This is a genomic window from Bradyrhizobium sp. SZCCHNGR1005 (genome assembly GCF_032489995.1).
Lineage (GTDB): Bacteria > Pseudomonadota > Alphaproteobacteria > Rhizobiales > Xanthobacteraceae > Bradyrhizobium.
In genome coordinates this window covers 352,217-378,734 of record NZ_JAUEZC010000001.1, presented here as the reverse complement: position 1 = coordinate 378,734, position 26,518 = coordinate 352,217, and the positions used below count along the sequence as shown (strand labels likewise).

The following is a 26,518-nucleotide window of genomic DNA, read 5'->3' as shown; positions in this document are numbered from 1 at the left end:
TCGTGCATCCGGACGATATGGAACCGACGCTGATACGGTTATACCGGTGAACGCGTCGGCGCATCTCGGAGGCACGGCCTCTTCCGGGAGAGGCCGTGCCTGATACTCAGCACGTCGGAACGCTACGCCGCCGCGTTCGGGAAGCGGTAGCTCTTGAACTGATCGCGCAGCGCCGTCTTCAGGATCTTACCGGTCGCCGTATGCGGAATGCCGTCGACGAAGGCGACGTCATCCGGCATCCACCATTTGGCGATCTTGCCGTCCATATATTTCAGGATGTCCTCGCGCGTGGCCTGCTGGCCCTGCTTGAGCTGGATGATCAGGAGCGGCCGCTCGTCCCATTTCGGGTGCCACACGCCGATCACCGCGGCCTCGGCCACGGCGGGATGGCCGACCGCGAGGTTCTCCAATTCGATCGACGAGATCCATTCGCCGCCGGACTTGATCACGTCCTTGGAGCGGTCGGTGATGCGCATGTAGCCGTGTGGATCGACGGTGGCGACGTCGCCGGTGTCGAAGAAGCCCTCGTCGTCCAGGATATTGCTGTCGACGTGGTAATAGGCCTTGGCGACCGCGGGACCCGATACTTTGAGGCGGCCGAAGGTTTTGCCATCCCAGGGCAGCTCCTGGCCCGCATCGTCGGTGATCTTCATTTCGACGCCGAACGGAGGAAAGCCCTGCGTCTGCAGCACGTCGAGCCTGGCATCGCCCTCGGCGGCGAGGAGCGGCGGCTTCAGCGTGGCGAGCGTGCCGATCGGGCTCATCTCGGTCATGCCCCAGGCATGGCGCACCCCGATGCCCATGCCGAGGAAGGTCTCGATCATCGAGCGCGGCATGGCCGAGCCGCCGCACACCACCATCTTCAGATGCGGCAGCTTCAAATTGTTCGCCTGCATGTGCTGCAGCAGCATCAGCCACACGGTCGGCACGCCCGCGGTGTAGGTCACCTTCTCGGTGTCGAGCAGCTCATAGACCGAGGCGCCGTCTAGCTTCGGGCCTGGCATCACCAGCTTAGTGCCCATCGAGGGCGCCGAGAAGGCGATGCCCCAGCTGTTGGCATGGAACAAGGGAACCACCGGCAGCATTGTATCTGCAGCCGAGGTGCCGAGCGAATCTCTCGAATTGGCCATCAAGGCATGCAGCACGTTGGAACGATGCGAATACAACACGCCCTTGGGATCGCCGGTGGTGCCGGATGTGTAGCACATCGCGGCCGCGGTGTTCTCGTCGAAGGTTTTCCAGGCGAAGTCGCCGTCGCCTTGCGCGATCCAGTCTTCATAGGCGACCGCGTTCTTCAGCGAGGTCTGCGGCATGTGTGCCGCGTCCGTCAGTACGACGTAACGCTCCACGCTCGTAAGCTTGTCGCCGATCTTTTCCAGGATCGGCACGAAGGTCAGATCGGTCATCACGATGCGGTCCTGCGCATGGTTGATGATCCAGGCGATCTGCTCCGGGAACAGGCGCGGATTGACGGTGTGGCAAATCGCGCCGATGCCCATGATGCCGTACCAGGCTTCGAGATGGCGCGCGGTGTTCCAGGCGATGGTGGCGATGCGGTCGCCGAGCTTGATGCCGTCGCGCGTCAGCATCTGTGAGACCTTGAGGGCCCGGTCGTGGATTTGTCGGTAAGTCGTGCGAACGATGGGGCCTTCGACCGACCGCGTCACCACCTCCTGCGCGCCGTGAATCGTGGCGGCATGCTCGATGATCCGGTGACAGAGCAGGGGCCAGTCTTGCATCAAACCAAGCATCAGGTCGTTCCTCCAGGCGGTATTCGCTTGTTGCAGCGAGATATTTTGAAAGGTTCCCCGGAGTTTAGCGCGCGCCGGGCGCAGCGCAAATGGGCTTGTGGACGCAGCAATGCCGCAGGCTCGTCCATGGTTATCGCAGTGGCGTTTGCGTCTCTGATCGGGCTCGCGGCGCTGCCATCCGCCGCCGCCAAATCCCGTCATGCGGACAAAGCGCGCCATGTCACGCCGCCGGTTCATCTGGCCAAGGTGCCGCTGCCGCAGCCGCGTCCGGCCGATGCCCCGCAACGGGATCAGGCCAAAGCTACCCCGGCGTCTGAGCCCGCCAGATCCGGATCAGCCAAGGCTGAACCGGCCAACGAGGAGGCGAAGGCGTCCGTTCCCCCGCCACCTTCGGCCTGTCGGGTTGCCCTGACCGAGGACATCGCGATTGCGCCGTCGGTTCCGGCGATCCACGGGCCTGGCGAGTGCGGCGGCGACGATCTGGTGCGGCTGGAGGCGATCGTGCTGCCGGACAAGAAACGCGTCGCGCTGACGCCGGCCGCGACGATGCGCTGCACGATGGCGACCGAGCTCGCAAACTGGGTGCGCAACGATGTGGCGCCTGAAGTGGTGAAGCTTGGCAGCGAGGTCTCCGCGCTCGACAATTTCGACGCCTATCAATGCCGCGGCCGCAACGGCAAATCCGGCGCGCCGCTCTCCGAGCACGGCCGTGCCAATGCCATCGACGTCCATGGGTTCAAGCTGGCCGACGGCCGCATGATCGAGCTCACCGATCGCACCGAGCCGCGCGAACTGCGCGAGAGCCTGCAGCATTCGGCCTGCACGCGCTTCACCACGGTCCTCGGTCCGGACTCCGATTGGTATCACGAGAACCACATCCACCTAGATCTGATGCAGCGGCACAACGACTATCGGATCTGCCAATGGGATGTGCTCGATCCCATGCCCAAGGTCGCACCGCTGCTGCCGGAAGAACGGCCGCAAGAGGCGCCGCCGCGCGCGGTTGCAGACGCCGGGCAGGGCGGTAACGGCGCCAAGGCTAGGTCCGGCGCCAGCGTGGGAGAGGCCGTCGGAGAGGCCAAGACTGCAAGCGGGAAGACCAGCCCGGACAAACCCCGCGACCAACAGACGGCCGGTAACGGAGTTCAACGACAACAAGCCTCTCCCGAAGCCAACGCCGACAAGTCGGCGGCGCCGAAGCTGACCTCGCCCGCACGCGGTGCCGAGCAGACGACCGGCAGCACGGGCGGGAGCGAGAAATCGATGAACAAGCCTTCGGTTGATTCGGAGCCGCGCAGTGAGGCCATTGCCGATATGGGCCGCCAGGCCAAGCCGCCGGCGCCCGATAAAGCGTCAGCCGAAAAGGTCTCGACGAACAAGGTTGCCATCGAGAAGGCAGGGCGCAGAAAACTGGCTGCCGACCGGGCCGTACCGAGCAAACACCGCCGCCGGGCGCGTATCTGGAATCCGTTCGCGTCGTTCTTTTGATGTCACCCGCGGAAGGCGGTCGCCCGCTTTGCAGCAACCGGCTGCAAACCGGGTTCGCCCCGATGCTCCACACGCAGCCGGAGGCTGAAAAACAAAAAGCGCCGGAACGACCGGCGCTTTCGCAAGGATGGTGTACGCGTTTCTGTGCTTTGATTGGAAGCTTGTTTCTGCCGTCAGGCCGCTTACTGCATCGCGACCGTGTTGCCGCCGCCCTGCAGAGCCATTTGCGAGTTGAACGGCGAGTCGCCCTTGTGCGGCTCCAGCACCACCACGATGGTGCCGACCTTGACGCGGTTGTAAAGGTCGATCGCGTCCTCGTTGGTGAGGCGGATGCAGCCCGAGGAGATCGAGGCGCCGATATATTCCGGCTGGTTGGTGCCGTGGATGCGGAACAGCGTGTCCTTGCCGTTGGAATAAAGATACATAGCGCGCGAGCCCATCGGATTGTCCGGTCCGGGCGGCACAAAGGTCGGCACGCCGAGCCGCTCGATCTCGCCCTTGGTGGGATGCCAAGCCGGCCACTCGGTCATGGCGCCGACCTTGGCGATGCCCGACCAAGCCATGGCCTCTTCGCCGACGGTGATGCCGTAGCGGATCGCCTTGCCGTTATCGAGTACGTAATAGAGGTAATGATTGTCCGAATCGACGACGATCGAGCCCGGCGCTTCCTTGCGGTGATATTCCACGATGGCGCGCCGGAACGGCTCGGCGACCGGTGTGTTGGTGTAGCGGATCTTGGACAAGAGTTCCTTGTCCTTCGGCTTGAAGGCCTGTGCGTTGGTCGCCTCGTAGGTGGTGGCCTGCATGCAACCCGACAGCATCAGGCCCACGGCCAGAAGTCCGAATTTCACCTTCAGCGACATGGTAAATTTCCAGTTAAAGTTTGGGTTGCGCAAGCCCAGGTCGACGCAGCCCCAACGCGACGATTCCGTTGCTCATCATTATCGACAAATCGCATCACAATTCCAGCGCTGGCATGCCGATCGGACGTTGCAGCGCCGCTGTTGTTGCCTTTTTGCCGCAACATTTTCAGGGATGGCGGTGCCAGCTGTGCCGTCCTGGGCACGACCGTTCACAGTCTGAACGATTTTGCTCCAAACCGACCGCAATCACGTTGCGAAAAAGCCGATGGACCGGTCGGCAAGGCTGCGTCACAAGGCAGCAGCTCGAATCACGTTAGAAGCCCTTCAAAGGCCTTGTTTTTCTGGAGACCCGGATGTTCTCGGTGTTTGTTCCTGGCGAATCCGCGCTGAAGAAGGCGGCGATTGGGGATCTCGCGGCGCTGCCGGAGAACGCGGTCTGGATCGATCTGGTCAACCCGACCGGGGCCGAGGACAGGGCGGTGGAAAAGCTCGCGGGGATCGCGGTGCCGACCCGCGAGGACATGCAGGAGATCGAAATCTCCAGCCGGCTCTATATCGAGAGCGGCGCGCGCTACATGACCGCCACGTTGATGTGTCATTCGGACAGCGACATGCCGCGGACCACGGCAGTGACGTTCATCCTGTCGGCCCATCGCCTGGTCACGGTCCGTTACGATCAGCCCAAGCCGTTCGCGGTGGTGGAGGCCAAGCTTGCCCGCGGCTGCCCGTCGACGATCACGGGTGAAATGATCATGATGGAGCTGCTCGACGCGGTGATCGACCGCTGCGCCGATATCCTTGAGCGGATCGGAGCCGATATCGACCAAGTCTCGCACGACATCTTCGAGCCGCATGCCGAGCGGCACGGCCATGCCAAGCAATATTCGCAGATCCTCATCGCCATCGGCCGCAAGGGCGACCTGACTTCGAAGGTGCGCGAGAGCCTGGTCTCGATCGGCCGCCTCGTCACCTTCCTGTCCGCCGCGGTCGAGGGCGTCAAATGGTCGAAGGACATGCGCGAGCAACTCAAGACCATGCAGCGCGACGTCGCCTCGCTGACCGACCATGCATCCTATCTCGCCAGCAAGATCACATTCGTGCTCGACGCCATGCTCGGCGTCGTCAATCTCGAGCAGAACAACATCATCAAGTTGTTCTCGGTGATGGCGGTGGTGTTGATGCCGCCGACCTTGATTGCATCGATCTACGGCATGAACTTCAAGGTGATGCCGGAACTCGATTGGGTGCACGGCTATCCGATGGCGCTGATCATGATGTTGATCGCGGCGGTCGTCCCGTACTACATCTTCAAATTGAAGAAATGGCTATGAGCCCGGCAGAAATTGCCGCGAAGAGTTGGCATCAAAGCTAAGCGCCAAATTGATTGGTGCCCAATGCGCCTTATTCACGCCGGTTTTTCGCAACTAGGATTCACGATCGCTTCACACAGGTCGCATGAGCCCATGCAAATTCGCCTGCGCAGGCATGCCTGCAATCGCTGATCCAAATGCATGCAGCTGCAAAGCCGCCTCAATTCCTCAGGTAAAATTTGAGCGGTACGCTGAACCTTTGAAAGAAACTTCTCTGCGATAAGCCATGCATGAGCACGGCCGTGATGACGCATGCGCGTCTCCTCTGGAGCCCCGCTCACGAGCACGAAGGCGCGGTCACCGCGCCTTAGCCAAGAGGCAGGCAATGATTGAGAAACGCGTAACGGCATCGAACAACGTGGTCGAGCTTGCGGCCTATCAGCGTGGCCGTACCGGCGCGTTTGCCAGCTACGCGTTGTCGCCCCGATCATGCCGCTTTTGCGGCGCCGAACTGGAAGATGGCGAGCGCGAGGAGGAATGTTCCTCCGCGCTCAACGTCGAGACCGCACGCCTGCGCTGGCGCGCCGCCCAGATTTTGCGCGGCTTGGTGTGCGAGGGGTAGATTCTCCCACGCACTTATCGGCACTTCAAATTCAAGGCCGTACGCGATCAACAAGTTTACTGCTGCATCGCTGACGCCGAACTCGCAAACCCGACCTGCGGCCATATGACGCGAAGTTCGGGACCACGGCTGTAACGGTCCAGTATGACAGCCAAGGTATGACGGCCCAAATGTGACCGTCCAAATCAGTCACGTTGCCGTCGCCAGCCGTGCCTCCACGTCGTCCAGCATCGCGGCGACCTCATGTGGCAAAGCGTCCCATCGCGGATGTTCATCCGCCGTTCAATCCGCTGAAGGATAGGATACGACGGAGCATGGAGCGAGTCGTCGCCGATCACGCTTCGGCGCCACGTCCCCAGCCCAAATCGGGAATAGAGGAACTATTATCCGCGATCGCGGTTTTGGTCGCGGGGCGAATACCACATCGGAGAAGACTTTGGACAAGAAGATCGCCGGACTTTTGGGTGCCGCGGCTGCACTCGGCACATTTGCGTCATCCCAGGCTGCACCGCTGCAGGTCCCGGCCGACGCGCTGCGCGCAAACTCCTATGCCGAACTGCTGGAGCCGATCCCGAATGCCGGCGCCATCCTCCAGGCGATGGACCGCGAGCAGGGGGCTGCATCGGACGAAGCACAGGTGATGGAGGTGCAGTATGGCCGCTATTATCATCACCACCATCATCACTGGCGTCGCCCGGTGATCGTGGTGAGGCCGCCGCGCTACCGCCACCACCACCATCATCACCATCACCACCATTTCCGTCGGTACTGATACGGACGAGGTCGTGCAGCGGCGCCGGAGCATACGCTCCGGCGCCGTTCGCTTGCGCGCAGGTTTCGGTCTGGTTGGCCGGGCGAGGGTGCAAGCGCGCGAGGCGATCGCCCGTCTCCGGTTCGAGGGCGGTCAGCCCTCACACATGCTGTCCGCCATTGATGTGGATCTCGGCGCCGTTCACGTAGGAGCTCGTCTCGGTGCAGAGGACGTAAACGATCTTCGCTACCTCGTCGGGGGTGCCGAGCCGATGCATCGGGATCTGCTCGGCGACGATCTTCTCGGTGCCCGGCGACAGGATCGAGGTGTCGATCTCGCCCGGGGCGATCGAGTTGACGCGCACGCCGACGCGGCCGAAGTCGGATGCCATCTCGCGCGTCAGTGCGGCGAGCGCGGCCTTCGAGGTCGCGTAGGCAGCGCCGGCGAATGGATGCACCCGCGAGCCGGCGATCGAGGTGACATTGACGACCGAGCCTTTGACCGCCTTCAACTCCTCGATCAGTCCGCGCGCCATCATGATCGGCGCGAAGAAGTTGACGCGGAAAACGTGATTCCAGGTGTCGAGATCGGTGTCGACGGTGCCGAGCCGCGCGCCGCCGGGCCCCTTCGGCGAGATCGCGGCATTGTTGACCAGCGCATGCAACTCGCCGGTATCGAGCCGGTGTTTGATCTCGGCGATCGCGCGCAAGGTGTCGTCGGGATCGGCAAGGTCGACCTGGATGTGATCCTCGGGTCCTGCCCCCCATGGACATTCCTCCGGAAAGGGGTGCCGCGAGCAGGTGATGACCCGCCAGCCGGCCGAGGAGAATCGAATCACGGTGGCGTGGCCGATGCCGCGGCTTGCGCCCGTCAGGAGCATCGTGCGCCGCGGCTGGTTGGATGAGGGAGCCATGGTACTTTCTTTCGTCTTTCCGCGTCGTCATGCCCGGGCTTGAGCACGCCTGCGGGACCGCAGTCCCTTCGGCGTGGCGGAGGCGCAGTCATCTGCGCCTTGGTGTTCGTGTCTAAGACGTGGATGGCCGGGCTTGATGATCGGTCCGGCCATGACGTTGCGGCTACGGATACATCCTTACCTTCGTCCATCCCTGATCCGGCGCATCGCGGCGGAATTCGATCCGGTCGTGCAGGCGAAATGGACGGTCGTGCCAGAATTCCATCCGCAGCGGCGTGATGCGCCAGCCGCTCCAGCCGGGTGGGCGCGGCACGTCGCCGATGATGTATTGCGTGGCGACCTTGGCGATGGCCTGCTCGAAGGCGAAGCGGCTCTCCAGCGGTTCCGACTGCTTGCTGGCCCACGCGCCGAGCTGCGCCTGCTTCGGGCGGGTGGCGAAATAGGCATCCGCTTCCTGGTCCGTCACCGGTACGACGGGGCCCCGGATCCGCACCTGCCGGCGCAGCGACTTCCAGTGAAACAGTAAAGCCGCCTTAGGGTTTGCGGCGAGTTCGCGGCCTTTCTGGCTGGCCTTGTGGCTGTAGAACACGAAGCCGGCTTCGTCATAGCCCTTCATCAGCACCATGCGGACATCCGGCAGGCCGGTGTCGTCGACGGTGGCGAGCGCCATCGCGTTGGGATCGTTCGGCTCGCTTTTGGCTGCCTCGGCAAACCACCCGGCAAACAGCGCAAATGGCTCGCCCGCCTGCGTGAAATCGGCGGAGTGACCCGATGTTAAGGTTGTCTGGTGTTTGATGGTCGTGGGGTCGGTCATGGAGGGGAGTCCGAGTTTTGCGTTCACTCGCGGCCAAGAGCGCGCAGTGCCGGTCTGTTCCGGCCCTATATAGGGCATCGGCTCGGTTTGGCCTATCGACGATCGGCTCCGCCGGCACCGCGCTTACACTGATTCTGATCGGGCTCTCCGCCGGCGGCTGCGCCATGTCTCGCCCCGAGACCGCATTCGCCAGGATGGAGGAGGCTCCTGTCACGGGATCGATCAGCGCGCCGGCGGCGGTCGAGCCGACCGACGGCGATCTGGCGTTTGCCCGCAATGCCGCCTCCGACGTGCTGACCAAGGGGGACAAGGATTCCAGCCAGCCCTGGCATAATCCGCAGACCGGGGCCCGTGGCTCGGTGACGCCGATTGCGAAGGTCTACACCAGTGATGACGGCCGGACTTGCCGCGATTTCCTGGCAAGCTATGTCAACGGCAGGACGGAGCGCTGGCTGCAGGGGTCCGCCTGCCGGATCGAACGCGGCCGCTGGCGCATCCAAAGCCTGAAGCTCTGGCAGCAAAGTTAGCTCATCTACGGGAACCCGTTGCAAAAATACAACGGAAACCCCAGATGAAATGCAAAGCGGGCGGGGAGCCCATAGGTTAGTATCTGATTTTCTGTAAGGAGACGTGACGGATGCGCGACCCCTATGAGGTCTTGGGGGTGCCGCGGAGCGCTAGCGCTGCGGCCATCAAGAGCGCTTATCGTAAGCTCGCCAAGAAGCACCATCCCGACAGCAACAAGAACGATCCGAAGGCGTCGGCCAAATTTTCCGAGATCAATACCGCGAACGAGATCCTCGGGGATGAGGAGAAGCGCAAGCAGTTCGACCGGGGCGAGATCGATGCCGAAGGCAAGCCGCGCTTCCAGGGCTTTCCGGGCGGTGGAGCCGGGCGGGCCGGACCGGGCGGCTTCGAGAGCTACAGCTTCCGCGGCGGCGGTGGGCCTGGCGGCGGTGCGGGCGGCTTCGAGGACATTCTCAACAGCATGTTCGGCGGCGCCCCGCGCGGTGCGCGCGCCGGCGGCAGTCCGTTTGAGTTCGAACCCGGTGGCGTAGGCCTCGACCTTGACCTCAACGTCGCGATGACCGTGACGCTGGAGGAAGCGGTCAATGGCGGCGAGAAGCGGGTGCGGCTGCCCTCGGGGCGCGAACTGAACGTCAAGATTCCGGCCGGTGTTGCCGCCGGCCAGCAGATCCGGCTCAAGGGGCAGGGCGAGACAGTGCCGGGCCATAAGCCGGGCGACCTTCTGATCTCGATCCAGATCGCGCCGCATCCGTATTTCAAGGTCGAAGGCAGCGACATCCGGCTCGATCTGCCGATCACGCTGTACGAAGCGGTGCTCGGGGCCAAGGTGCGGGTGCCGACGCTGGGCAGCGCGGTCGAATTGTCGATCCCGAAGAATACGTCGAGCGGACGGACCTTCCGCCTCAAGGGCAAGGGCCTGCCGAAGAGCGGCGGAAGCGGCGACCTGTTCGTCACGACCCGCATCATGCTCCCCGACGGCAACGATGCGGATCTCGAGGCCCTGATGACCAAGTGGCGCGATCGCCACCCCTACAACCCGCGTAGCAATCTTTCGTAACACTGGTCGCGGTGCCTGGATGCAGACGCCGCGGCCGCGACGTCTTCGTCAATCAAATGAGATCACCTGCGGGTGCCGCTTTGCTGCGGCGTTCCGCGCGCGTGCCAGCGCACGCGGAACGGTGACAAGGCGATATTGCGAGGGGCAAAAAAAAGTGCGGCCTCGAGAGGGGGACCAGCGCGGTGCAAAACCCCAATCGAGGCCGCTGACGCGTCGATCGGCGGATCGAACGCTCCTCATTTTTTCGTGAGTATTCGGTACGATATTGAGACGCGTCGGTGGCCTCATTCCAGATTTTCGATGACCGAATTTGGACGCGACCTTCGCGTGTCATCCTGCTGTCTTAGTACGCCGATCCCTCCACTTCAGCGATCGCAAGTACGATGCGGGGCAACTGCTTCTCGGAAGCGTCGGAATCGCGAATCGCGATCTCGCTTATCGCGTGTGGATGATAGCTCATGCGCGCTATCCGCCACTGCGTTCGGCTTGATCGTAAACCGCGCGCGCAACCTCTGTTAGACGTCCACGGTCATTGCCGCCGATTACGACATAGCCGACGCCGCGGTCAGCCCAGGACAGTGCGCCGTTAGTGCCCTCGCGGGTGTAGCGCATCTGCGTCGCGTCGGTTGTCGTCCTGGTTGCATAGATGGTGAAACGTTCGCCGGAGGTGCTTTCATACATCAGGAACGACGCAGGTCCCGATGGCCCCGGCAGCAGCCGTCCGCCGACCAGCTTCAACCCGCTGGATTCGAGCTCCGGCGCATGCACCGTCCGCCCGCAGCGGCGGGTCAGCCATTGCTGCAGATGCGCCTTCTCGTCGCCGGGTACTTCGACCGGATGGCGGACCTCGACCACATACAGCCGGTGCGCTTCGAGTGCATCGCCGGTGAACGCCTGGAACGCGGAGGGCGACGCCGTGACGTCATGCGCGATCCAGCCAGTCGCGCCACCCATGGCAAAAGCGGCAAAGCTTGCGGCGATTGCACCATACAGCCATTTGCGTGGCGGCCGCTGCAGCCGCTCCAGTTCGAGCCGCGGCGGCACCGGCTCGTTGGCCACCGCATCGTAGCGCGCATGCAGCGCATCCGCGACCGCGCGCCACGACTGCACCCGCTCGGCGTCCTCCGGATGTGTCGCGAGCCAGGCTTCGACGTCGCCACGGCGTTCCGTCGGCAGCTCGCCATCGACATAGGCATGCAGCTCGTCTTCCGTGATGGGAATCTTCGGATCGGTCATTGTCGTCGTCTCACTTCAGTCGAAGGCGTGGCGATCTTGCAGCCCGGGGCGATCGGCTCCAGGCTGGCCACAGCGATGGCGTCGGCAGTCAGCAGCGCGGCCGTCATTTGATCCTCCGCAGCGCCGGGCGTTCGCCGTCCAGCACCGCGCGCACATGGCCCCGGGCGCGGGCCAGCCGCGACATCACTGTGCCGATCGGAACCCCCTGGATTTCGGCGACCTCGCGATAGCTCAGTCCCTCCAACACCACGAGCACGAGCGCGGCGCGCTGTTCCTCGACCAGGGTCGACAGCGCGCGTTCGATGTCGCGGCCTTCCGCCTCGGTGCCGCTGGCGTCCGGATTATCGTCTTGCAAGGGCAGGAAATACGGCCGCCGCGCTAGCGAGCGGCGCCGGTTCTTGTTGAGGTTGGTCAGGATGGTGTAGAGCCAGCTTCTGATGTCGCCGCCGAGAAACAGCCGTTCAGCGCGCAGCGCGCGCACCAGCGTATCCTGCACCAGGTCGTCGGCGGCATCTGCGTCGCGGGCCAGCGCGCGGGCGTAACGGCGCAGCGCCGGTATCATCGCTTCCACACTCTGGCGAAACGGGCTCATCGCAAAGATCTCTCGGCTGTCGTTCCTGCGGCACAGCCTTCGATCGTGCCGCGCCCCAGCCAGCATAACCCCGGCATGACGGGCCTATTCCGACCGGCAGATCGGGGCAGGACTATGCCGCCGAGCCTTCGAAAGGGGCTATACCGGGCCAAACCGGTGGTGTACGTCCACTGCTTAACCAATTCGATGAGAAGCCGGATGCCGCAAAATTCAGGTCTGATGCAGGGCAAGCGCGGGGTTGTTCTCGGCGTCGCCAATAACCGCTCGATCGCCTGGGGAATCGCCAAAGCGGCGCGCGCGGCGGGCGCGGAGATCGCGCTGACCTACCAGGGGGACGCCTTGAAGAAGCGGGTCGAGCCCTTGGCGCAGGAGCTCGGCGCTCTCATGCTCGGCCATTGCGACGTCACCGATGCGGCCACGATCGATGCGGTGTTCGACGTGGTGAAGGAGAAATGGGGCAAGATCGATTTCGTCGTGCACGCGATCGCCTTCTCCGACAAGGACCAGCTCGACGGCCGCTACATCGAGACCACGGCCGACAATTTCTCCAAGACCATGCTGATCAGCTGCTACTCGCTGACTGCGATCGCCCAGCGCGCCGAGAAGCTGATGACCGACGGCGGCTCGATCATCACGCTGACCTATTACGGCGCCGAGAAGTGGATGCCGCATTACAACGTGATGGGCGTCGCCAAGGCGGCGCTGGAGGCGAGCGTGCGCTATCTTGCCGTGGATCTCGGCGAGAAGAACATACGCGTCAACGCGATCTCGGCCGGCCCGATCAAGACGCTGGCCTTCGCGGGCATCGCGGATTCCCGCTACCTGCTGAAGTGGAACGAGGTCAACGCGCCGCTCCGTCGCAACGTGACGATCGAGGAGGTGGGTGACAGCGCGCTCTATTTCCTCTCGGATCTCGCCCGCGGCGTCACCGGCGAGGTGCATTATGTCGATGCCGGCTACAACGTGCTGGGCATGAAGCGTCCGGACGCGCCGGACATGTCGCTCGCAAAGGACTGACGTCAAGCCGCAATGCCTGCGCCGACGATCTACTACATCCGCCACGGCGAGACGGAATGGAATGCGCTGGGCCGGCTGCAGGGCACGCAGGACATTCCGCTGAACGATCTCGGCCGGGTGCAGGCGGTTCAGGCCGGCAATATCCTCAGCGAGCTCGCCGGGCGGAATGGCCACGAACTCGCGAGGCTGCCCTTCGTGGCGAGCCCGCTGGGCCGGGCCAGGGCGACCATGGAGCTGGTGCGCCGGACGCTGCAGCTTCCCCCGGAAGACTATGCGCTCGATCCGCGGCTGCGCGAGATCGGCTACGGCAAATGGGAAGGCTTCACGCTGCCGGAGATGGAGGCTGCGGATCCCGTCTTCTACGCCCAGCGGCTGACCGAGAAATGGACCCTGGCGCCGGAGGGCGGCGAGACCTATGCTGATGTCGAGCAGCGGGTGCGGCAATGGTACGATACGCTTGACGCCGATACCGTCGCGGTTGCGCACGGCGGCACGGCGCGGGCGCTGATGGTGGCGCTCGGCTTCGCGACGCCGCAGCGCGCGGTCGATCTGCCGATCCAGCAGGGTGCGGTCTATGTGTTCGGCCCGGACGGGTTCGAGAAGTTTAGTTAGTTCATGTCATCCGGAGCGATGCGCAGCATCGAACCCGGAATCTCGAGGTTCCGGGTCTGGTCCTTCGGACCATCCCGGAACGACGGTTTGCTGATTGGTAGATCCGCTCATGTCCTTCAACACCTTCGGCCACATGTTCCGCGTCACCACCTTCGGCGAGAGCCATGGGGTGGCGATCGGCTGCGTCGTCGACGGCTGCCCGCCGCGCATTCCGCTGACCGCTGAGGAGATCCAGCACGATCTCGACCGCCGCCGTCCGGGCCAGTCGCGTTTCACGACCCAGCGCCAGGAGCCGGACCAGGTGAAGATCCTGTCCGGCGTGATGGTTCATCCCGAAACCGGTGTGCAGGTGACCACCGGCACGCCGATTGCGCTGCTGATCGAGAACACCGACCAGCGCTCGAAGGACTATTCCGAGATCAAGGACAAGTTTCGACCGGGCCACGCCGACTTCACCTACGAAGCCAAATACGGCCTGCGCGATTATCGGGGCGGCGGCCGCTCCTCGGCGCGCGAGACGGCGACGCGCGTCGCGGCCGGTGCGATCGCCCGCAAGATCCTGCCCGATGTGAAGGTGCGCGGCGCGCTGGTGCAGATGGGCCCGCACAAGATCGACCGTGCCAAATGGGATTGGGACGAGGTCGCGCGCAATCCGTTCTTCTGCCCCGACAAGGACAAGGCGGCGTTCTTCGAAGATTATCTCGACGGCATCAGGAAGAGCGGCTCCTCGATCGGCGCAGTTCTGGAAATCGTTGCCGAAGGCGTGCCGGCCGGCCTGGGCGCGCCACTCTACGGCAAGCTCGATGCCGACCTCGCGGCGGCGATGATGAGCATCAATGCCGTCAAGGGCGTCGAGATCGGCGCCGGCTTTGCCGCGGCCGAACTCACGGGCGAGGAGAATGCCGACGAGATGCGCTCCGGCAATGACGGCACGCGCTTTCTGTCCAACCATGCCGGCGGCGTCCTCGGCGGCATCGCCACGGGGCAGCCGATCGTGGTGCGCTTTGCGGTGAAGCCGACCTCGTCGATCCTCAACCCCCGCCGCACCGTCGATCGCCAGGGCAACGAGACCGAGATCTTGACCAAGGGCCGGCACGACCCCTGCGTCGGCATCCGCGCGGTGCCGGTGGGCGAAGCGATGATGGCCTGCGTGCTCGCCGACCATCTGCTGCGTCATCGTGGCCAGGTCGGATAGCTGCTCGCGCAGCGACGGCCGTTTGCCGGCAGCTTGTCGCTCGCTTAATGTTCGGCGCATGGACGTATCCAAACTACAGGACATCAAGGACTGGCTGATCGATGGCGCGCACACTTCCGTGACGCCCGAGCAGATGATGTCTGCCTTCTGCGAACGCATGGTGGCTCTGGGCGTGCCGCTATGGCGGACCGGCATCTTCGTCCGCACCCTGCACCCAGAGATTCTCGGCCGCAATCTGATCTGGCGCCCGGGTGCGGAGGTCCAAGTCGGCAGCGTCGACTTCAGCTTCCTGGAATCGCCGATGTTCAGGACGAGCCCGCTCTCGGCGGTGTTCGAGCGCAGCGGCGAATTCAGGATGGATCCGACCTCTCCCGATGCGGAGCGATTTCCTCTTCTGCTGGACCTGCGCGCCGAAGGCGGGACCGACTATATCGCCCTGCCTCTGGCGTTCCACGATGGCTCGGTGAACGCGTCGAGCTGGACCACCAGATGCCCGGGCGGTTTCACCGACGTGCACATGCAGGCGATCCGCGCGGTACTTCCGGCGCTCGCGCGCAACATCGAGATTGTGACACTGCAGCGGACCGCCGCGATGCTGCTCGACACCTATGTCGGTAACCGCGCCGGCGAGCGCATTCTCGGCGGCCAGATCCGTCGTGGCCACGCCGATACGATGCATGCGGCGATCTGGCTGTCGGACCTGCGTGGCTTCACGTCGCTGTCCGACCGGCTGCCGGCCGAGACCGTCGTCGAGATCCTCAATCATTATTTCGATTGCCAGGTCGCCGCGATCGGAGAGCAGGGCGGCGAGGTGCTGAAGTTCATGGGCGATGGTCTGCTCGCGGTGTTTCCGATCGCCGAGCGGGACGGCGATCCTGCGGAGGTCTGCGCTCGCGTGCTTGCCGCCGCGCGTGCCTCGCGCGCAAGCGTCGCCGCGCTCGAATACTCAGTCGGAGATACGATCGAGCGCTTCCGCTTCGGCGTGGCGCTGCACGTCGGCAAATTGCTCTACGGCAATATCGGCGGCGGCAACCGTCTCGATTTTACTTGCATCGGTCCGGCGGTGAACCTCGCTGCACGCCTGGAAAAGCTCACCTCGCGGCTGAAGCGCACCATCGTGGCCTCGGAGACGTTCGCCGGGGTGTCCGGTGAAGACTGGATCGAGCTCGGCGCATTTCCGATCGCTGGCTTCTCGACCGAGCAAAAAGTGTTCGGATTGCGCGAGGAGGCCGCAGCTTAGCTGTTATTCCTCCGGCTCGGTGGTGAACAGCAGCGGATAGCCTTTCGCACGGCCGGCGTCGGTGGCGCGCGTCGCCTTGGTCTCGGCCACGTCCTTGGTGAAGACGGCGACCACGCAGACGCCGCGCTGGTGCGCCGTGATCATCACCTTGTAGGCCTCGTCCTCGGTCATGCGGAATTCCGCCTTCAGCACCGAGACGACGAACTCACGGGGCGTGAAGTCGTCATTGACCAGGATCACCTTGTAGAGACGCGGGCGCTCGACCTTGGTCCGAACCCTGGTCCTGACCTTCGTCTCCGGCTTGGTGACAGCGTCATTCATTCCAGCGGCACCCATCCTGGTGAAAGGACCGGTCGACCATACAGTTTCCGACTCGGCCGGGGAACTACGGGGTTGCAGGTCAGCCCGGCATGCCTGCTTTATTGCCGGCATCCGGTATGACAGAGCTAACTCGAATGTGAATGGGGCCGCTCGTTCCCACCTTGCCGTCGGCGGATTGCATGTCACCATCCCTCCATACGATTGGAGGGCGGCATGCGCTGGTGGATTTCGATCGGAACCCTGTGCGTCATGGGCGTGCTGGACTGGGGGGACGTCGTACAGGTCAGCGCGGCCCCCAGGGCGCAGCCGACCCAGCAACCGCAGCAACTGAATGAGAAAGAAGCGGGCAGCGTCGACGTTGAACTCATTCTTGCGGTCGATGTCTCCTATTCGATGGACCTCGATGAGCTCGCGATCCAGCGCGAAGGCTACGCCCAGGCGATCGCCTCGAAGGAATTCCTGCAGGCGCTGAAGAACGGTCCGAACGGACGCATTGCCATCACCTATTTCGAATGGGCGGCCTCCGGCGACCAGAAGATCATCATTCCCTGGCGCTTGATCGAGGGGCCGGAGAGCGCGGATGCCGTATCAGCGGAGATCATGAAGACGCCGATCCGCCGCGCCTCGCGCACGTCGATCTCGGGGGCGATCAATTTCGCGATGCCGCTGTTCGATGAAGATCCCTATCGGGGATTGCGGCGGGTCATCGACATTTCCGGCGACGGGCCCAACAACAGCGGCGGGCCGGTCACGATCGCGCGCGATGAAGCTGTTTCCAAAGGCATCGTGATCAACGGCTTGCCCGTCATGGTGAAGGAGCCGTCCTTCTCGACGATGGATATCGAGAATCTCGATCTGTACTACAAGGACTGTGTCACCGGCGGCACGGGCTCCTTCGTGATACCGATCAAGAGCCGGGAAGAATTCAAAGAGGCGATCCGCACCAAGCTGTTGATGGAAGTCGCCGGTCGTATACCCGAGCGCCACATCGTGCCGGTCGCCGACGAGCCGAGGGAGCCACGGGTGTCCTGCACCATCGGCGAGAAGATCTGGCAGGACAGGTGGGGGCGGTAGGGGGTCCCCGGCGGAGCTCATGTCAAGGCCGCTTCTGCCACGAACTCGCGGGTGAGCGCCGCGGCCATCGCGCGATCCGGACGTGCGGAAGCTGCGCGCGAGCGCTGGCTCAGCCTTTGGCCCGGAACATGTCACATCAAAGACACACCCAAGGCTAAAAACCGTAGGTTGTGCGGCGGTTCTGTTCTCGTGCCACGATGCTGCCCTGATCTGTTGGCGACCTTGGCCTCGCTGGGGCGGAGGCGCATAGAACATGCGTACTATCGACCGTGACGACAGGAACTTTGGGGTCAACTGTGGCCCAGTGCATGATCTGGAAGGGCGCGATGCGGCTTTCCGAAAGAGATCATGTTCAGTCGACCATCTCGAGCGCGATAGCGGTTCGACCCGATCCGATCGCGCTCCAGCCGGCCGGGCGCCGGATCTCGCTCGCGGCCAGGTCGGCCGCAAGCTGACGCAGGCGGCAGCCGTCGGTCTGCTTGCAGTCTCCCTTGCAGCGTGCGCGCAATCATCGGTCGTCAGCAGGCAGGCGGGGCTTGCTGCTCCCCCCAGGCAGGCCATGCTCGAGCCGCCGCACCGGGAGGTTCGCCACGTTGCCCGGGCTTCGATCGTGCGCCTCCGCGAGCCGGAGAAGCGCACCGTCGTCGCCGCGCCCGGCGGCTTACGCGGCGTTGCGAGCTTCTATACGGAGGAACAGCAGACCGCGAGCGGCGAGAGATTCGATCCGCATGAGCTGACGGCGGCGCATCCCAGCCTGCCGTTCGGCACGCGCCTGCAGGTCACCAACGTCACCACCGGAAAGTCGGTGGTCGTGCGCGTCAATGATCGCGGCCCGTTCGTGAAGGGACGGGTGGTCGACGTGTCCTACTCGGCGGCCGAAGCGCTCGGCATGACCCATTCCGGCGTCGCCAATGTGAAGCTCGACGTGGTGCGGTGAAGCGCCTGGGGCGAGGAGCCCGCGCGCTCAACGCACCAGTCGCGCCACCAGCTCGACGTGCGGCGTATGGCGGAACTGATCGACCGGCATCACGGTCTCGAGCCTGTAGCCGCCGTCGATCAATAGCCTGACGTCGCGCGCGAACGTGGTGACGTTGCAGGACACGGCAACCACCACAGGGACCTTGCTTGCCGCTAGCTGCTTCGCCTGGGCCTGCGCGCCCTGGCGCGGCGGATCGAACACGACGGCGTCGAAATCGCGCAGCTCCTGCGGCATCAGGGGGCGGCGGAACAGGTCCCGTGTCTCGGCTTTGATCGGCTTCAAGCCGGGCGTATTCGCCGACGCTTTCTGCAGCGACATCACCGCAGCGGCATCGCTGTCGAGTGCGGTGACCCGCGCGGTCGACGCCAGCCGCAGCGCGAACGGTCCGACGCCGCAAAACAGGTCAGCGACGTGTTTGGCGCGGCCGATCCGCTCGCCCACCAGCTTCGCCAGGGTCTCTTCGCCGGCCACGGTCGCCTGCAGGAACGAGCCCGGCGGCAGCGTCACCTGCGCCGCGCCGATGCTGATGACCGGTGCATTGCGCATCAGCACCAGTTCGCCATGACGCGTCAGCCGCGCCAGCCGGTGCTGCTCGGCGACGACAGACAGCGCCGTGATCCGCGGCGACGGCAGTGGACCGGAGCCGCGGATGTCGACGTCGAGGCCGTTATTGGTGGCGGTGGCCTGGATGTCGAGCGGCTTGCCGGTCGGCTTGAGCGCTTCGGTCAAGGCCCATGCGGCTTCCAACGCGCCATCGAGGCCAGGATCAAGGATGGGGCAGCGATCGATCGGGATGATGTCGTGGCTGTTGGCGGCCGAGAAGCCGACCCTCAGCACCTCGTGCGTGCCCATCCGCGCATGGAAGGTGGCGCGGCGGCGGCCGGCGCCGTGCGCGTCGACCAAAGCTCCGACGTCGCAATCGACCTTGGCGGCCCTCAACGTCTCGACCACGAGATTGCGCTTCCAAGCCTGATACGCATCCACCTGCCAATGCTGGATGGCGCAGCCGCCACAGACGCCGAAATGTGGGCAGAAGGGGGTGATCCGCTCGGGGCTCGGGGTCTCCACGGCGAGCAGCTTGCGCCGGTCGGGATGGCCGGGGATATCGGCGGCTTCGACCGTTTCGCCTCCCAACGTATAGGGCACGTAAAGCGCTTCACCGTCGGTGAGCGAGACGCCATCGCCGCGATGGCCGACATGATCGATCAGGAGCCGCTCAACCATGGCGCCGCGCTCCAAGGAAGAATTCGGCATTGCCGTCGCCGCCGGTGATCGGCGAAGGAAACACCTCGATCCCGGTGCAGCCGAGCGAGGCGGCGAAGGCGGCGATATCGTCGCAGACCTCTTGGTGTACGGCCGGATCGCGGATGATGCCGCCCTTGCCATGGGCGCCCTTGGCCTCGAATTGCGGCTTGATCAGCGCGAGCAGGCTCATCGGCGAGGCCGCAAGCGACAGCGCGACCGGCAAGACCAGCTTCAGCGAGATGAAGCTGACGTCGATCACGACCACGTCGGGCCGCTGCGGCAGCCGCTTGCCTTCGAAAGAGCGGATGTCGGTCGTCTCCATCGAGACGATCCGCGGATGCTCCCGCAGCGACGGATGTAGCTGATCGCGGCCGACGTCGATGGCGAACACCAGCGCCGCGCCGTTCGCGAGCAAGACCTCGGTGAAGCCGCCGGTCGAGGCGCCGACGTCGAGGCAGACGTGATCCTCGATTTCGATCGGGTAACGCTCCAGCGCGCCGGCGAGCTTCACGCCGCCACGCGAGACGTAAGGATGCGCCGGCTCGGCCTGCAGATCAGCATCGAGCGGAATGGTTTCGGAGGCCTTCGCGACCTGCTTGGCGTTGGCGAAGACGAGGCCGGCCTCGATCGCGGCCTGCGCCCGTGCGCGGCTCTCGAACAGGCCGCGTTCGACCAAGAGGAGATCAGCGCGTTTGCGAGGAGGGGGCATGAGTTGATCGGTCGGCTTTTATGAGTTGTGAAGCTCGCGCACCAAATTCGCTGTCGTCCCGGGCAAGCACCGACGCGCATCGCGCGTCGATGCGCCGACCCGGGACCCATAACCACAGGACGCAGTTGACGGGAAGGGATCTAACCACTCGTCTGCCACAAACAACGTCCTGTGGTTATGGGTCCCTGCGTTCGCAGGGACGACAGCAGGAATCGTGAAGAGCATGATGCCCTACAGTGAGATGCGTTGGTGGGCAAAGGCGCGTGGCTTCCGGCGTTCCCTAGGTCGTATCGCAATTGACGCCTCGCGCCCACCCTACGGATCCGTGCCCAGCAGCCGCTCGGCTGCCAGCTTGACGCAAATCTCGAACGCCGCGAGATCGTGCCAGACATCCTCCGGCGGTTCGCGCGGCGTCACCAGCGGAAAGCCATGCAGGTCGAGCGCGTGGATCATCATCAGATTGTCGCTGAGCCCGAAATCTTCAACCGCCAAGCCTTCGATATCCGTCAGCAAGCTGCCTTGCGTCATCACGGTCGTGAAGCGCTGCGCGCGCTCGGCGTAGACGGAGGGATCGTTGGAATAGCCGAGGCAGAGCTTGCCACGGCCTGCCATGTAGCCGAGCTCATAGACGGTGCCGGCATCGGCGCCAGGGCCGCGAAACGGAGTGAGATTGGCGATGATGGCGTCGGCCTGATGCATCATCGCCGCGTTGCCGTGGAAGATATCGAGCGAGATCGTGGCCGATGCCAGATCGACTGTGTTGTCGAGCGGATAGAGGCCGAAGAGGCCGTGGCGGGCGCAAATTCCGACCTTCTGGCGCCCGACCTCGACTGCATCCGGCAGGAACACGTCGGGACCTGCCAGATAGATCTTCATGGATCACCCAAAGCCGCGCTGCGACAGCGCTCAGGCGAGCTTGACGACCTCGGCCTTGTAGTCCTTGCCGAGCGCCTCGAACACCTTGCGCACGATGCCCTTGGCGTCGAGCCCGGCGTGGGCATACATCGCCGCCGGCGTATCGTGATCAAGGAATTCGTCCGGCAGCACCATGGAGCGCATCTTCAGCCCGCCGTCGAGCATGCCTTGATCGGACAGGAACTGCATCACATGCGAGCCGAAACCGCCGATCGAGCCTTCCTCGATCGTGATCAGGATCTCATGGTCGCGGGCGAGCTTGAGGACCAGCTCCTCGTCGAGCGGCTTCATGAAGCGCGCATCCGCGATCGATGCCGATAGTCCGAGGGCGGCGAGTTCGTCGGCCGCCTTCTCACATTCGGCCAGACGGGTGCCGAACGAGAGCAGCGCAATCTGCTTGCCCTGTCGGATCATGCGGCCCTTGCCGATCTCCAGGGGAACGCCGAACTCCGGCATCTCGACGCCGCGGCCTTCGCCGCGCGGATAGCGCACCGCGCTCGGGCGATCGTTGATCGCGACCTGGGTCGCCACCATGTGCACGAGTTCGGCTTCGTCGCTGGCGGCCATGATCACCATGTTCGGCAGGCAGCCGAGATAGGCGTTGTCGAACGAGCCGGCATGGGTGGCACCGTCGGCGCCGACCAGGCCGGCGCGGTCGATGGCAAAGCGGACCGGCAGGCTCTGGATCGCGACGTCGTGCACGATCTGGTCGTAGCCGCGCTGCAGGAAGGTCGAGTAGATCGCGCAGAACGGTTTGTAGCCTTCAGCCGCAAGACCTGCGGCGAAGGTCACCGCATGCTGCTCGGCGATACCGACGTCGAATGTGCGCTTCGGGAACGCCTTGGCGAAGATGTCGATGCCGGTGCCGGAGGGCATCGCGGCGGTGATGCCGACGACCTTGTCGTCCTTCTCTGCTTCTTTCACCAGGCTCTGGCCAAACACGTTCTGATAGGCCGGCGCGTTCGGCTTGGCCTTCGCCTGGGTGCCGGTGGCGACGTCGAACTTGACCACGGCGTGATATTTGTCGGCGGAGGCCTCCGCCGGCGGATAGCCCTTGCCCTTCTGGGTAACGACGTGGACCAGGATCGGCCCGGTCTCCATGTCGCGGACGTTCTTCAGCACCGGCAGCAGGTGATCGAGATTATGGCCGTCGATCGGGCCGACGTAATAGAAGCCGAGCTCCTCGAACAGTGTGCCGCCGTCCATCATGAAGCCGCGGGAATATTCCTCGACGCGGTTGGCGCGGTTGGCCAGCACCTTCGGCAGGTGCTTGTTGATCTGCTTCGCCGCCTCGCGCAGCGTGCGGTAGGTCTTGCCAGAATAGAGCCGCGACAGATAGGCGGACATGGCGCCGACGGGCGGCGCAATCGACATGTCGTTGTCGTTGAGGATCACGATCAGGCGCGAGTTCATGGCGCCGGCATTGTTCATGGCCTCGTAGGCCATGCCGGCGGACATCGCGCCGTCGCCGATCACGGCAATCACGTTGTTCTTGCCGCCGGAGAGGTCGCGGGCGACCGCCATGCCGAGGCCCGCCGAAATCGAGGTGGAGGAGTGCGCCGCACCGAACGGATCGTAGTCGCTCTCGGCGCGCTTGGTGAAGCCGGAGAGGCCGCCGCCCGTGCGCAGGGTGCGGATGCGGTCGCGGCGGCCGGTCAGGATCTTGTGCGGATAGGCCTGATGGCCGACGTCCCAGATTAGGCGATCGCGCGGGGTATCGAAAACATAATGGATGGCCGTGGTCAGCTCGACCACGCCGAGGCCGGCACCGAAATGGCCGCCCGTCACCGAAACCGCGTCGATCGTCTCCTGACGCAACTCGTCCGCCACCTGCCGGAGCTGCTCCACCTTGAGCCGACGCAGATCGTCCGGTGTCTTGATGGTATCGAGAAGCGGCGTTTTACTAAATGTGGTCACGGCGATATTCCAATTTTGCAGGTCGGGTTCAAGGGCCGACGTGAGACGGGTTCATCGTAGCAGGCGGCGACACCAAGTCGGATCCAGGACGTCGAATCCAGGTCTCATCCGCGCGGGCCGAAGCCGCGGAACAAGCCTAACCGCGCTTCGGATCCCTCTATGTGATGCAAATCACTCTTGGCGGCGTCATTGTCCTCGTCATTTCGCCAAGTCGCGTTCAGCTCATTTTCTCGTGGTTTTTCAGGCAGTTACTTCCGCCATCCCAGCGTGGACGGGGCCTCCAAAAGCCCACAGTTCCGAACCCCTTTACACCAAAGTGCGTCTTAAAGCCAAGCCAGCGGAATATGGCAAGCCCCTCATCGGGTCCTTCCGGCAACACCTAACCCCGGCGGCGTGCGGTGGGTTCCACGTAGCTGCCCAAATCGGCGGCAGCAGGCGGTTCGGACGCGCCGGGCGGGTCCAACACCACCCAGCTGCTGTCGCGGGTCTTGGCGTCGTTTGTCGTGACGACCGCAAGGGCTGCCTCAGGATGAGCCATGCGCTCGCGGAGCGGGACCGGGCCGCAGACGATCATGAAGAAATCGTAGGCGTGGGGCCGTTCGTTGGCCATCACGAACTGGAAGTGCACCCGGAAGAACTGCCAGCGGAACAGCTTGTAGTGGTCCGGCTTGATGATCTCCCGGAAGCGCACCGACACGATGGTCGGATTGCGTCGTTCGGCGCTCAGCTTGATGCCGTGGGCGGCGATCGGATCGAACAGGAAGAAGTTCATCACGTCCTTGCGCGCCTGGCAGTCGATCCAGTCGACCTGCGGCGTGACCGCAAGTTCGGCAAGATGGGCGCGGAAGTCGGCGGCGGCCTTATGGAAGCCGACGATCGGGAAATTACCGCCGAGCGTCAGCAGCATCAGCCGGGCTCTGCCGCGGCCGAGGGCGGGATCGAGCTTCAATGCGCGGGCCAGGATCTCGGCGGCCAGGAACGAGCCGGAGCTGTGGCCGACGATGACGATCTCGTCGGCATCGCTGTTACGCGCCACCTCGGTCAGGTATTGCGCGAAACGGTCGATGCGCCGATCCCATTCGGGACGGCCGCGATGGGCGTATTGCCAAGTCCAGATCGTGTCGCAGAGCAGGTAGAGCACGTAGGTCTGGTTTTCGAAGTAGCGCAGCGCGCCCCACAGCAGGGCGAAGAAAACGGCTGCGCCTGCGGTGAAACTGAGGGGAGAGGGCACGCCGAGCGCGCCCAACCCCTTGCCGAAGACGAAGCCGACCGCCGCCGCGCCCAGCGCTTCCAGCAGCAGGATGATGTGCGGCCAGGTGATGAAGGTCGCAAACCGCCAGTTCGCCCGCCAGAACCGGGCGATGGTGCCGCGGAACATCAGCCGCCAATAGATCCACACCGCCTCCAGCACGATGCGCCAAATCGGCGCGGTGAGGTCGTTCTGAATGAAATCCTCGAAGCGCAGGAAGTCATAGGCGGTGCGGGTCTGCCAGGTCTCGCCCTTGGTCTCGATCGACCAGGAGGCAATGTCGCCATCGGAGCTGGAATGCGGCCGGCTGATCGTCGCGTTGACCCCGTAGAGGCGGCCGAACTTGCGCAGCTCGGTCCGGAACATGCGGTAATATTGCGCAAGCCCGCGCGGGTCGTAGCCCTGCACATAGATGATATGGCGGTTCTGCACGCGCACGCGGGTTGGCAATCCCTTGAATGAACTGGATGAGGACGGGGTCGAAAGCGTCGCTGGTATTGGCCGGCGTTCCAACTTCGCGCGGCTGCCCCGGGCAAACGGCCTGGCGGTCTCCTCCTCGCCGTGGACTATAGCAGCCCGGTCCGCCCTCCAGGACAGATTTGCGAAAGTTTTGGGCTGCTATGCACGATCGAGAGGCGGCTGTCCCGCGGTGAATGCGCGCAGCCCGAAGTGGTCAATCATTCGCAGTTGAAATGCGGCACGGCCGATGCGGCCGGCCCGGAGTGCCCATCTCGCCCTAACGAGAGGGGCTGGAACTCACTGAACGTCGAGCGGCTCGACGCCGACCGGTTGGCCGTTGGCGTCGGTGGTGATCTTCTCGACCCGCGCTTCGGCCTGCCGCAGCAGCTCCTCGCAGCGCCGCTTCAAGGCCTCACCCCGTTCATAGATGGCCACCGACTCCTCCAGCGGCACCTTGCCCTCCTCGAGTCGCTTGACGATCGATTCCAACTCTTCGATCGCACGCTCGAACGACAGTGTCTTGACGTCGGGGAGGGTGTTGTCTGCCATACCGGGTTCCTGCGATTAGCGCTCCGCGGCCGGGATTCGACCGGGGCCGGCTTTTACACCCCGCCGCCGGTCATGTCAGGCCCCCGGCGGGCCGTGGAACCTGCGGATCGAAGGAAGCTGGGGATCATGCCCCGGTCAGCGCCGCGACATGGGCGGCGACCGATTCCTTCAGGCCCTGCAGATCGTAGCCGCCCTCCAGCACCGAGACCACGCGGCCGCCTGCGGTCTTGTCGGCAAGGTCCATCAGCTTGCGGGTGACCCAGCCGAAATCCTCGGCGCGCAGATTGAGCGAGGCCAGCGGATCGCGGTAATGCGCGTCGAAACCTGCGGAGATGAGGATTAGTTCGGGGCTGAACTTGGTGAGCTGCGGCAGGATCAGGTTCTCGAAGGCCGAGCGGAATTCGAGGCTGCCGTCCTCCGAGGCCAGCGGCGCATTCACGATGGTATCGTGGTCGCCGCGCTCGCTGCGCGCCCCGGTGCCGGGAAACAGCGGCATCTGATGCGTCGAGCAGTACATCACGCTCTTGTCGGCCCAGAAGATGTCCTGGGTGCCGTTGCCGTGGTGGACGTCGAAATCGACGATGGCCGCGCGCTCGATGCCGAACTGGCGCTGCGCATAGCGCGCGGCAATCGCGACATTGTCGAAGAAACAGAAGCCCATCGGCTTGCCGATCTCGGCGTGGTGGCCGGGCGGACGCACCGCGACAAACGCGTTGCGGTGGCTGCCGGACATCACGGCGCTGGTCGCGGCGACCGCGCCGCCGACCCCGCGCATCACCGCTTCCCAGGTGCCGGGTGACATCGACGTGTCGCCGTCGAGATAGATCACACCCGAGGTCGGCGCGACGTGCCTCAGCTCGGTGACATAGTGCTCCTGGTGGCACAGCAGCACCAGGTCGAGATCGCCCTCCGGCGCTTCGTCGCGGTCGAGCAGCGCGAAGCGCTCCTCGGTCAGCGCCTCCTCGACGGCGCGCAGCCGGTCGGCGCGCTCCGGATGTCCCGATGGCGTGGCGTGATCGAGGCAGGCGGGATGGGAGAGATACAGCGTGGACATACGGGACCCAGGCCCTCGCGCGTTGCGGTTGAAACCCCTAATCTAGGCGCTGGCGGCA

26 protein-coding genes are annotated in these 26,518 nt (G+C 64.3%); 12 read left to right on the top strand and 14 right to left on the bottom strand.

The annotated features are described in order from the left end of the window. Positions 1-122 precede the first annotated feature (122 nt). Positions 123-1,751, bottom strand: coding sequence for a fatty-acid--CoA ligase (locus QXZ85_RS01790; protein WP_315767439.1), 1,629 nt, complete (start codon positions 1,749-1,751; stop codon positions 123-125). Positions 1,752-1,877: 126 nt separating this feature from the next. Here QXZ85_RS01790 and QXZ85_RS01785 point away from each other — a divergent pair, with 126 nt between their 5' ends. Next, a complete protein-coding gene (locus QXZ85_RS01785; protein ID WP_315767440.1) occupies positions 1,878-3,239 on the top strand; it encodes an extensin family protein in 1,362 nt (453 codons plus the stop codon). Positions 3,240-3,421: 182 nt separating this feature from the next. Here the strand turns inward: QXZ85_RS01785 and QXZ85_RS01780 are convergent, their stop codons facing one another. Continuing rightward, positions 3,422-4,102 carry a L,D-transpeptidase gene (locus QXZ85_RS01780; protein ID WP_315706941.1) on the bottom strand — a complete coding sequence of 227 codons (681 nt, stop codon included), beginning with the start codon at positions 4,100-4,102 and terminating at the stop codon, positions 3,422-3,424. Between the two features lie 353 nt (positions 4,103-4,455). Between QXZ85_RS01780 and QXZ85_RS01775 the strand changes: the two genes are divergently transcribed. From QXZ85_RS01775 to QXZ85_RS01765, 3 genes are all read left to right on the top strand, one after another. Further along, entirely contained in the window at positions 4,456-5,433 is a 978-nt protein-coding gene (locus QXZ85_RS01775; RefSeq protein ID WP_315706942.1) for a magnesium transporter CorA family protein, read from the top strand. Positions 5,434-5,797: 364 nt separating this feature from the next. After that, complete coding sequence (locus QXZ85_RS01770) at positions 5,798-6,034, top strand: hypothetical protein (RefSeq protein WP_315706943.1); 237 nt, start codon at positions 5,798-5,800, stop codon at positions 6,032-6,034. Between the two features lie 436 nt (positions 6,035-6,470). Continuing rightward, entirely contained in the window at positions 6,471-6,806 is a 336-nt protein-coding gene (locus QXZ85_RS01765; RefSeq protein WP_315766823.1) for a hypothetical protein, read from the top strand. Between the two features lie 139 nt (positions 6,807-6,945). On the opposite strand, the gene QXZ85_RS01760 is transcribed toward QXZ85_RS01765, so the two are convergent. Both QXZ85_RS01760 and pdxH read right to left on the bottom strand, forming a co-directional pair. Then, positions 6,946-7,698, bottom strand: a complete 753-nt coding sequence (locus QXZ85_RS01760) for an SDR family oxidoreductase (RefSeq protein ID WP_315706945.1) — start codon at positions 7,696-7,698, stop codon at positions 6,946-6,948. A 163-nt stretch (positions 7,699-7,861) separates the two neighbouring features. Further along, complete coding sequence (gene pdxH, locus QXZ85_RS01755; protein ID WP_315766847.1) at positions 7,862-8,512, bottom strand: pyridoxamine 5'-phosphate oxidase; 651 nt, start codon at positions 8,510-8,512, stop codon at positions 7,862-7,864. Between the two features lie 164 nt (positions 8,513-8,676). Here pdxH and QXZ85_RS01750 point away from each other — a divergent pair, with 164 nt between their 5' ends. After that, positions 8,677-9,039, top strand: coding sequence for an RT0821/Lpp0805 family surface protein (locus tag QXZ85_RS01750; RefSeq protein ID WP_315706946.1), 363 nt, complete (start codon positions 8,677-8,679; stop codon positions 9,037-9,039). Between the two features lie 110 nt (positions 9,040-9,149). Continuing rightward, the gene (locus tag QXZ85_RS01745) at positions 9,150-10,097 is read left to right on the top strand and encodes a DnaJ C-terminal domain-containing protein (protein WP_315706947.1); all 948 of its coding nucleotides are present in this window, start codon (positions 9,150-9,152) and stop codon (positions 10,095-10,097) included. 465 nt (positions 10,098-10,562) lie between these two features. Here the strand turns inward: QXZ85_RS01745 and QXZ85_RS01740 are convergent, their stop codons facing one another. Continuing rightward, on the bottom strand, positions 10,563-11,333 hold the full coding sequence (locus QXZ85_RS01740) for an anti-sigma factor (protein ID WP_315766824.1): 771 nt from the start codon (positions 11,331-11,333) through the stop codon (positions 10,563-10,565). Positions 11,334-11,436: 103 nt separating this feature from the next. Next, the gene (locus QXZ85_RS01735) at positions 11,437-11,925 is read right to left on the bottom strand and encodes a sigma-70 family RNA polymerase sigma factor (RefSeq protein WP_315706949.1); all 489 of its coding nucleotides are present in this window, start codon (positions 11,923-11,925) and stop codon (positions 11,437-11,439) included. A gap of 198 nt (positions 11,926-12,123) precedes the next feature. On the opposite strand from QXZ85_RS01735, the gene fabI reads away from it, so the two are divergent. From fabI to QXZ85_RS01715, 4 genes are all read left to right on the top strand, one after another. Beyond that, a complete protein-coding gene (gene fabI, locus QXZ85_RS01730) occupies positions 12,124-12,942 on the top strand; it encodes an enoyl-ACP reductase FabI (RefSeq protein ID WP_315706950.1) in 819 nt (272 codons plus the stop codon). A 12-nt stretch (positions 12,943-12,954) separates the two neighbouring features. Further along, on the top strand, positions 12,955-13,554 hold the full coding sequence (locus QXZ85_RS01725; protein ID WP_315706951.1) for a histidine phosphatase family protein: 600 nt from the start codon (positions 12,955-12,957) through the stop codon (positions 13,552-13,554). Between the two features lie 109 nt (positions 13,555-13,663). Continuing rightward, entirely contained in the window at positions 13,664-14,749 is a 1,086-nt protein-coding gene (gene aroC / locus QXZ85_RS01720) for a chorismate synthase (protein ID WP_315741640.1), read from the top strand. A gap of 58 nt (positions 14,750-14,807) precedes the next feature. Further along, on the top strand, positions 14,808-15,989 hold the full coding sequence (locus QXZ85_RS01715) for an adenylate/guanylate cyclase domain-containing protein (RefSeq protein WP_315706953.1): 1,182 nt from the start codon (positions 14,808-14,810) through the stop codon (positions 15,987-15,989). A 3-nt stretch (positions 15,990-15,992) separates the two neighbouring features. On the opposite strand, the gene clpS is transcribed toward QXZ85_RS01715, so the two are convergent. Further along, entirely contained in the window at positions 15,993-16,310 is a 318-nt protein-coding gene (clpS, locus tag QXZ85_RS01710) for an ATP-dependent Clp protease adapter ClpS (protein WP_315765078.1), read from the bottom strand. A gap of 213 nt (positions 16,311-16,523) precedes the next feature. Between clpS and QXZ85_RS01705 the strand changes: the two genes are divergently transcribed. Then, positions 16,524-17,384, top strand: coding sequence for a DUF1194 domain-containing protein (locus tag QXZ85_RS01705; RefSeq protein ID WP_315706955.1), 861 nt, complete (start codon positions 16,524-16,526; stop codon positions 17,382-17,384). Positions 17,385-17,943: 559 nt separating this feature from the next. After that, on the top strand, positions 17,944-18,321 hold the full coding sequence (locus QXZ85_RS01700; RefSeq protein WP_315706956.1) for a septal ring lytic transglycosylase RlpA family protein: 378 nt from the start codon (positions 17,944-17,946) through the stop codon (positions 18,319-18,321). Positions 18,322-18,348: 27 nt separating this feature from the next. Here QXZ85_RS01700 and QXZ85_RS01695 read toward each other — a convergent pair whose 3' ends face one another. The 7 genes from QXZ85_RS01695 to QXZ85_RS01665 form a co-directional block, all read right to left on the bottom strand. Continuing rightward, the gene (locus QXZ85_RS01695; protein WP_315767441.1) at positions 18,349-19,587 is read right to left on the bottom strand and encodes a class I SAM-dependent RNA methyltransferase; all 1,239 of its coding nucleotides are present in this window, start codon (positions 19,585-19,587) and stop codon (positions 18,349-18,351) included. Continuing rightward, complete coding sequence (locus QXZ85_RS01690) at positions 19,580-20,317, bottom strand: TlyA family RNA methyltransferase (RefSeq protein ID WP_315741636.1); 738 nt, start codon at positions 20,315-20,317, stop codon at positions 19,580-19,582. The genes QXZ85_RS01695 and QXZ85_RS01690 overlap by 8 nt, the downstream gene beginning before the upstream one ends. Positions 20,318-20,632: 315 nt before the next feature. After that, a complete protein-coding gene (locus QXZ85_RS01685; RefSeq protein ID WP_315706959.1) occupies positions 20,633-21,193 on the bottom strand; it encodes a nucleoside 2-deoxyribosyltransferase in 561 nt (186 codons plus the stop codon). 30 nt (positions 21,194-21,223) lie between these two features. Further along, positions 21,224-23,149 (bottom strand): 1-deoxy-D-xylulose-5-phosphate synthase, encoded by a 1,926-nt coding sequence (gene dxs, locus QXZ85_RS01680; protein WP_315706960.1) that lies wholly within the window; start codon positions 23,147-23,149, stop codon positions 21,224-21,226. Between the two features lie 379 nt (positions 23,150-23,528). Then, positions 23,529-24,836, bottom strand: a complete 1,308-nt coding sequence (locus QXZ85_RS01675; protein ID WP_315766827.1) for a hypothetical protein — start codon at positions 24,834-24,836, stop codon at positions 23,529-23,531. 318 nt (positions 24,837-25,154) lie between these two features. Beyond that, positions 25,155-25,406: an exodeoxyribonuclease VII small subunit gene (locus tag QXZ85_RS01670; protein ID WP_315706962.1), complete on the bottom strand. Its 252-nt coding sequence runs from the start codon at positions 25,404-25,406 to the stop codon at positions 25,155-25,157. 124 nt (positions 25,407-25,530) lie between these two features. Next, entirely contained in the window at positions 25,531-26,460 is a 930-nt protein-coding gene (locus QXZ85_RS01665; RefSeq protein ID WP_315706963.1) for a histone deacetylase family protein, read from the bottom strand. Positions 26,461-26,518: the final 58 nt, after the last annotated feature.

Coding starts and splice junctions, on each gene's coding strand:
- clpS (WP_315765078.1), bottom strand. CDS start 16,310: ATGAATGACGCTGTCACCAAGCCGGAGACGAAGGTCAGGACCAGGGTT.
- QXZ85_RS01775 (WP_315706942.1), top strand. CDS start 4,456: ATGTTCTCGGTGTTTGTTCCTGGCGAATCCGCGCTGAAGAAGGCGGCG.
- QXZ85_RS01745 (WP_315706947.1), top strand. CDS start 9,150: ATGCGCGACCCCTATGAGGTCTTGGGGGTGCCGCGGAGCGCTAGCGCT.
- QXZ85_RS01790 (WP_315767439.1), bottom strand. CDS start 1,751: ATGCTTGGTTTGATGCAAGACTGGCCCCTGCTCTGTCACCGGATCATC.
- QXZ85_RS01785 (WP_315767440.1), top strand. CDS start 1,878: ATGGTTATCGCAGTGGCGTTTGCGTCTCTGATCGGGCTCGCGGCGCTG.
- QXZ85_RS01715 (WP_315706953.1), top strand. CDS start 14,808: ATGGACGTATCCAAACTACAGGACATCAAGGACTGGCTGATCGATGGC.
- QXZ85_RS01665 (WP_315706963.1), bottom strand. CDS start 26,460: ATGTCCACGCTGTATCTCTCCCATCCCGCCTGCCTCGATCACGCCACG.
- aroC (WP_315741640.1), top strand. CDS start 13,664: ATGTCCTTCAACACCTTCGGCCACATGTTCCGCGTCACCACCTTCGGC.
- QXZ85_RS01695 (WP_315767441.1), bottom strand. CDS start 19,587: ATGGTTGAGCGGCTCCTGATCGATCATGTCGGCCATCGCGGCGATGGC.
- QXZ85_RS01700 (WP_315706956.1), top strand. CDS start 17,944: ATGCTCGAGCCGCCGCACCGGGAGGTTCGCCACGTTGCCCGGGCTTCG.
- QXZ85_RS01770 (WP_315706943.1), top strand. CDS start 5,798: ATGATTGAGAAACGCGTAACGGCATCGAACAACGTGGTCGAGCTTGCG.
- QXZ85_RS01725 (WP_315706951.1), top strand. CDS start 12,955: ATGCCTGCGCCGACGATCTACTACATCCGCCACGGCGAGACGGAATGG.
- fabI (WP_315706950.1), top strand. CDS start 12,124: ATGCCGCAAAATTCAGGTCTGATGCAGGGCAAGCGCGGGGTTGTTCTC.
- QXZ85_RS01690 (WP_315741636.1), bottom strand. CDS start 20,317: ATGCCCCCTCCTCGCAAACGCGCTGATCTCCTCTTGGTCGAACGCGGC.
- QXZ85_RS01780 (WP_315706941.1), bottom strand. CDS start 4,102: ATGTCGCTGAAGGTGAAATTCGGACTTCTGGCCGTGGGCCTGATGCTG.
- QXZ85_RS01705 (WP_315706955.1), top strand. CDS start 16,524: ATGCGCTGGTGGATTTCGATCGGAACCCTGTGCGTCATGGGCGTGCTG.
- QXZ85_RS01760 (WP_315706945.1), bottom strand. CDS start 7,698: ATGGCTCCCTCATCCAACCAGCCGCGGCGCACGATGCTCCTGACGGGC.
- QXZ85_RS01670 (WP_315706962.1), bottom strand. CDS start 25,406: ATGGCAGACAACACCCTCCCCGACGTCAAGACACTGTCGTTCGAGCGT.
- pdxH (WP_315766847.1), bottom strand. CDS start 8,512: ATGACCGACCCCACGACCATCAAACACCAGACAACCTTAACATCGGGT.
- QXZ85_RS01750 (WP_315706946.1), top strand. CDS start 8,677: ATGTCTCGCCCCGAGACCGCATTCGCCAGGATGGAGGAGGCTCCTGTC.
- QXZ85_RS01740 (WP_315766824.1), bottom strand. CDS start 11,333: ATGACCGATCCGAAGATTCCCATCACGGAAGACGAGCTGCATGCCTAT.
- QXZ85_RS01735 (WP_315706949.1), bottom strand. CDS start 11,925: ATGAGCCCGTTTCGCCAGAGTGTGGAAGCGATGATACCGGCGCTGCGC.
- QXZ85_RS01685 (WP_315706959.1), bottom strand. CDS start 21,193: ATGAAGATCTATCTGGCAGGTCCCGACGTGTTCCTGCCGGATGCAGTC.